Annotated in this window: 7 protein-coding genes; 2 read left to right on the top strand and 5 right to left on the bottom strand. The window is 72.4% G+C overall.

Translation table 11 applies throughout. The features are described from left to right. Positions 1–6: 6 nt before the first annotated feature. The 4 genes from tnpB to DKT69_RS33375 form a co-directional block, all read right to left on the bottom strand. Positions 7–1,377 carry an IS607 family element RNA-guided endonuclease TnpB gene (tnpB, locus tag DKT69_RS33390; protein ID WP_201749986.1) on the bottom strand — a complete coding sequence of 457 codons (1,371 nt, stop codon included), beginning with the start codon at positions 1,375–1,377 and terminating at the stop codon, positions 7–9. Between the two features lie 5 nt (positions 1,378–1,382). After that, positions 1,383–1,754 carry a recombinase family protein gene (locus tag DKT69_RS33385; RefSeq protein WP_109805398.1) on the bottom strand — a complete coding sequence of 124 codons (372 nt, stop codon included), beginning with the start codon at positions 1,752–1,754 and terminating at the stop codon, positions 1,383–1,385. Between the two features lie 263 nt (positions 1,755–2,017). Continuing rightward, positions 2,018–2,407 carry a DUF6841 family protein gene (locus DKT69_RS33380; protein ID WP_109805395.1) on the bottom strand — a complete coding sequence of 130 codons (390 nt, stop codon included), beginning with the start codon at positions 2,405–2,407 and terminating at the stop codon, positions 2,018–2,020. Between the two features lie 40 nt (positions 2,408–2,447). Further along, positions 2,448–3,110, bottom strand: a complete 663-nt coding sequence (locus tag DKT69_RS33375) for a hypothetical protein (protein WP_109805394.1) — start codon at positions 3,108–3,110, stop codon at positions 2,448–2,450. Between DKT69_RS33375 and DKT69_RS33370 the strand changes: the two genes are divergently transcribed. Then, positions 3,109–3,321 (top strand): hypothetical protein, encoded by a 213-nt coding sequence (locus DKT69_RS33370; protein WP_236648509.1) that lies wholly within the window; start codon positions 3,109–3,111, stop codon positions 3,319–3,321. The two genes, DKT69_RS33375 and DKT69_RS33370, sit on opposite strands and share 2 nt — an antisense overlap. Before the next feature lie 17 nt (positions 3,322–3,338). Here DKT69_RS33370 and DKT69_RS33365 read toward each other — a convergent pair whose 3' ends face one another. Beyond that, positions 3,339–3,716 (bottom strand): ArsC/Spx/MgsR family protein, encoded by a 378-nt coding sequence (locus DKT69_RS33365; RefSeq protein ID WP_109805397.1) that lies wholly within the window; start codon positions 3,714–3,716, stop codon positions 3,339–3,341. Between the two features lie 593 nt (positions 3,717–4,309). Here DKT69_RS33365 and DKT69_RS33360 point away from each other — a divergent pair. Further along, positions 4,310–4,780, top strand: a 471-nt coding sequence (locus tag DKT69_RS33360) for a C39 family peptidase (RefSeq protein WP_109805392.1), incomplete at its 3' end; no start/stop codon positions are given.

The following is a 4,780-nucleotide window of genomic DNA, read 5'->3' as shown; positions in this document are numbered from 1 at the left end:
TTCCTCTCATGATGCTTTGGTGAGCATGTGATTGGATGTCCCGCCTTGCGGTGGGACGGTCCCGGTCTTGCTCGCCGAAGCGATGCCGGGTTGACGCTTCACGGCCACCGGCCCGCCTCGGCGGGTCTTACGGTCGGCTCCACGTCCGGCCACCGGGCCACTCCCGGCGGTGTTCACCTCAGCCGCGAGCGCGGCGAGGTTACGTGCGGCGTTGACGTCCCGGTCGAGGGTCAGGCCGCAGACGGTGCAGATGTAGGTCCGCTCGGACAGGGTCAGCTTGGTTTTCACCGCGCCGCAACCCGAGCAGGTTTTCGAGGACGGATACCAGCGGTCGGCCACGACCAGTCGGCCGCCGCTCCATCCGGTCTTGTAGGCCAGTTGCCGGCGCAGCTCGGCGAACCCGGCATCGGCGATGCGCCGGGCCAGCCGCCGGTTGCGCAGCATCCCGGCGACGTTGAGGTCTTCGACCACGATGGTGGCGTACTCGCGGGCGAGCCGGGTGGTCAGCTTGTGCAGGCCGTCGCGGCGCAGATGAGCGACCCGGGCGTGCGCCCGGCCGAGCTGGGCGCGGGCCCGCTCCCACCGCTTGGACGGACGTTGGCCGGTGCGCCGGTCAGGGCCGACTCGGCGAGAGGCGCGCCGGGCGAGACGGCGCATCCTGCGGGCCGCGCCATCCAAGTGGCGGGGGTTGGGCACCAGCTCGCCGGTGGACAGCACGGCGAGGTTGATGACCCCAACGTCCACGCCGACCGTCGCCTGTGGCTGTGCCGGCGCGCGTTCACGGCGGTCGACGTCGACGCAGAACGCCACGAACCAGCGGCCACCGTCGCGGCGCACCGTCGCTGACACGATCCGGGCGGTGCCCGCCTCCAGCCGGCGGGCGAGCTTACGGGCGGACTCGTGCAGCTTCAACCGGCCCAGCCGGGGCAGCACCACATGCTTACGGTCCGGCTCGACACGGATGGCCCCGGTGGTGAACCGCACCGACGGAGTCGAGCGGCGCCGGGACTTGAACCGCGGGAACCCCACCCGGCGTCCGACACGCTTGCCGGTGCGGGAATCGGACCAGTTCTTCAACGCCCTGGCCAACGCGTCCAGACCGGTGTTGAACGCCTCCTTCGAACACTCCGTCCACCACGGCGCCACGTCAGCCTTCGCGGCGTTCCACGCCTTACGAAGCGCCGGCAGCGACCAGCCCGCAGCAGGGGTCAGCTCGACGTCGGTGATGCCGTAAGTGCGCTCGGCGGCCCGCTGGTCCATGACCGCCTTGACCCGGGCAAGCGCCCAGTTGTGCGCCACCCGCGCTGCCCCCGCGTGAGCCAGCACCGCCCGTTGCTGCGTAGGGGTCAGGTCGAGCGCGAAGCGGTACGCCTGCATTGCCCTCACGCTGGCTCGTCCCCGGTAGCGGCTTCGACCGCCCGGCGGACGCGGTCCGCGACGTCCCACCGCCGGTAGAGGTGAGCGCGCAGCGAGGTGAGGATCTCCGTCACGTCCCGCACCAGGTCGCCGTCGACCTCGGGCGGCTCGACCACGAGCAGCCGGCGACCCTGCGCAGCCAGAGCGGCTTCGACGTACTCGGCGCCGAAGCGGACGAACCGGTCCCGGTGCTCCACCACGATCGTCGTCACGGCGGGGTCACGCAGGATCAGCTGGCCAACCCGGCGAGCCGGGACCGGCAGCTTACCTTCCCGAAACCACCGATACGTCGCGACTTGGTGCACACCCTCCCGCTCAGCCCACTGCTTCAAATTCACTAACGCCTCATAACGCCACATTAGACCCAAGCTGCTGACCGCCCCCTTGCCCGAGCCGACGCGCCAGCGTAGCCAGCCTGATCGGGCGGGGACAGCGGGCCCACCCCGATCCGGCCGTCCGGCGGGCGGGAGGCGGAAAACGGCTGGCCGGCAGGCGGCGGTTCGGGTCTACTCACGACCGTGCCCGCGCTGATCCCCGCCGAACGGGTGCCCGCCGGCTTCCTCGCCGCCACGGCCCGTTCCTGAGCGGGCCGATCGTCCGGTCAGGCGGTGCGGATGACGGTGCAGATGGCCGGGCCGTCCTCGGTGGCCCGCAGCAGGTAGCGGTAGCGCTCGCCCGGCACCGCGTGGCCCTGGCTGTCCAGGAACTCCCACCGCACCGCCACCTCGGTGAGCAGCGCGGAGACCTGCTGCACGTCCTCGAACTGCGCGTTCGCCGCGACGAGTTGGCGCTCCTGATAATCCGGGGCCGCGCCGACGAAGGAGAGCGCCACCGCGGCCGGCGAGGTGAACGAGAAGCTGTAGGTGTCCGCGACCACCAGCCCGGGCAGGGCGTGGCAGCCGGCGATGGCGGGCACGTCGCCGGCGGTCAACGCCACGCCGTACCGGTCGAAGAAGTCGGTGAGCGTGTCGAGATCCGTCGAGGCCTTCACGTCGCTCTCAATTGCCGCGCACGCGCCACGGCAAACCTGGTCAGCGCGGCGGAATGCGTACCTCGATCTCGGCGCCGAGTTGCGCGCCACCGGTGAGGTCGAGGTCGTCGCCGCTCCAGAACCGCCCCGGGTCGTACCAGTTGGGACGGCGGCCGGCGGGCAGCAGCCCCATCGCCTCGTACGTCACCGCCACCACCTCGGCGCAGTACGCCGTCTCCAGCGCCCGGTCGCGCACCGGCACCCCGCCACCGTCCGGCGTGGAGGGTGTTCGGCGGCGCAGGTTGGGCACCCGCCCCCGGGCCCAGCGCCAGGCGAGCTGCGCGGTGGACGGGAAGGGAGTGCCGTCGAGGCGGGCGACGGTCCGCAGCACCGCCTCCTCCATCGCGGCGGCGGCCGGCGGTTCGAGCTGGCGCAGCCAGGCGCGCTGCCCGTACCGGTTCGCCCAGACGCAGACCGCGTCCCGCAGGTCGTGCAGCTGGACGCCGCGCTGATGGGTGCCGGTCCACATGTCCGGCAGGGAGCGGCCCAGCTCGGCGTGCCACATCAGCGGCGGCATGTCGTCGAGCACGACGGCCATCCCGACGTGGTTCACCGGGCTGTTGGTGGTGAACTGGATCGCGCGGTCGGGGACGCTGCGGCCGCGGAACACCCACACGTCACCGGTCCGGGTCAGCTCCACGGCCTCGTCCAGACTGATGCTCATGGACGACTACCCTATGCGGATGCGGCAACGGATGCGGTGGTGGAAGGTGCTCGGACTGGCCGGCCTCGCCGGCGTCGCGGCGTCCGGGGTGGTCATCGCCCGGGCGGAGCGGCGGCGACGGACGTACACCCCGGAGGAGGTCCGGGACCGGCTGCGCGAGCGGCACGCGAAGGCCGCGGGGGCCGCGACGCCGGCCGACGACCGGCCCTGACCCGGCGCCCGCGCCGCTTACCCGCCGTCGGGGGCCGTCCGGCGCGTCGCCGCGTCGAGCGCCTCGGCGGTACGACCAACCACCGCGCCGCCGTCGTCCAGCAACAGGATCGGGCGCTGGATCAGCTCCGGGTGGGCGACCATCGCCGCGATCCAGCGGGGCTCCTCGGCGTCGTCGCGCGGCCAGTCGGCAATCCCCTGGGCGACCGCGGCCGGCTCACCGGTCCGGCAGATGTCCCACGCGCGGGCGCCGAGCCGGCGTAGCACCTCGGTCAGCTCGGCCTCGCTCGGCGGCTGGTCCAGGTACGCCCGCAGCCGGTACGGCACCCGCGCCTCGTCGAGGGTGGCCCGGGCGGCGGCGCACTTCGAGCAGGCCGGGTTGTGCCAGATCTCCATGACCGACATGGTGGCAGACGCTGCATCCCGTCCACACCCGACGTCGGGCGCCGAGCGCGAGATCCCTTCTCGCGCCCACCCGCGACTGGACGCCGACCGGCCGCCCGGAGCTCCTATCTGCCACTGTGCGGATCCGTGCCGGTCGAGCCCGGCGGGTCGTCGGGCGGTCCGTGGGCGCTTGAGGGCGACCTGGGCGGGCTGTCTGGTTCCGGTGGGACGTTCTGTGTCTGATGTCCGGTTCATGGCCGGCGTCCCGTGCACCCGGCGGTGGAATGGCCGGCGGGGTCGGGGCGTTGAAGATGGCATGCCACCGCGGGTCTGCCCCGGTGGTGAGGGCCCGGAGCCCAGGCCGCGGGAACACCCGGCCGCCCGGCCCGGTTACATCCCCCGGAACCCCGGCCTTCCAGCCGGAACCCCGGGAGCCCGTGAGCGTGGTGGAATGCCTGGCCGGCCCGGGTCGTTACACCCCCGGACGCCCGAGCAGGCCACTGCCGCCGGGCCGATCCCCTTCAAGACTTCCCCTTTTTTTGCGCGGCGCGACCGCACCCCCCGTGCGGTGTCGTGCACACCCCCAAGCAGAGGAGCACGCCAACATGCGTACCGATCTGATCCGTAAGACCGCCCTGACCGCCGCCGGTCTCGCCGCCACCGCCGGTGGCATCGCCGGCCCCGCCATCGCCGCCCACGCCGCCGAGGCCAAGCCGACCGCGCAGGTCCAGACCGACCGCAAGCACGGCGGTGAGCGGGAACTCAACGTCCGCTACCAGGCCCAGCCCAACTTCTACTACTGCGGCCCCGCCGCCACCCGCAACGCCCTGTCCGTGCAGGGCAAGGCCATCGACGTCGACGCCATGGCCAAGGAAATGGGCACCACCGAGGCCGGCACCAACAGCGTCAACGACATCACCCCGGTCCTGAACAAGGAAACCGGTAAGGACGTCTACCACAGCGTCGAAATCCGCGACCCGAAGGCCGACGGCAAGCAGACCGACAAGCTGCGCACCGACATCGTCCACACCGTCGATGAGGGCCGCGCCGTGGTCGCCAACATCGCCGGCACCGCC

It is taken from the genome of Micromonospora sicca (genome assembly GCF_003172935.1).
GTDB classification, from domain to species: Bacteria; Actinomycetota; Actinomycetes; order Mycobacteriales; family Micromonosporaceae; genus Micromonospora; species Micromonospora sicca.
Note: the sequence above shows the minus strand (reverse complement) of the source record. Positions and strands in the feature narration are given on the sequence as shown.